The sequence below is a fragment of the Nocardioides malaquae genome, assembly GCF_015070385.1.
Lineage (GTDB): Bacteria > Actinomycetota > Actinomycetes > Propionibacteriales > Nocardioidaceae > Nocardioides > Nocardioides malaquae.
Genome location: NZ_JADCSA010000138.1, coordinates 1 through 374, shown reverse-complemented (window position 1 = coordinate 374; position 374 = coordinate 1). Strand labels below are relative to the sequence as shown.

The 374-nt window shown below is 56.4% G+C and carries 1 protein-coding gene; it reads left to right on the top strand.

The window, feature by feature from the left end; genetic code table 11:
* Window positions 1–374, top strand: a 374-nt coding sequence (locus IEQ44_RS15630) for a DDE-type integrase/transposase/recombinase (RefSeq protein ID WP_193639401.1), incomplete at both ends; no start/stop codon positions are given.

Genomic DNA, 374 nt, shown 5'->3' with positions numbered 1-374 from the left:
AGAGAGACTGCGTGTCACGTTCGCGCTGGACTGCTGTGATCGTGAGGCACTGCACTGGGCGGTCACTACCGGCGGCTTCAACAGTGAAACAGTACAGGACGTCATGCTGGGAGCGGTGGAACGCCGCTTCGGCAACGATCTTCCGTCGTCTCCAGTGGAGTGGCTGACGGATAATGGTTCATGCTACCGGGCTAATGAAACACGCCAGTTCGCCCGGATGTTGGGACTTGAACCGAAGAACACGGCGGTGCGGAGTCCGGAGAGTAACGGAATAGCAGAGAGCTTCGTGAAAACGATAAAGCGTGACTACATCAGTATCATGCCCAAACCAGACGGGTTAACGGCAGCAAAGAACCTTGCAGAGGCGTTCGAGC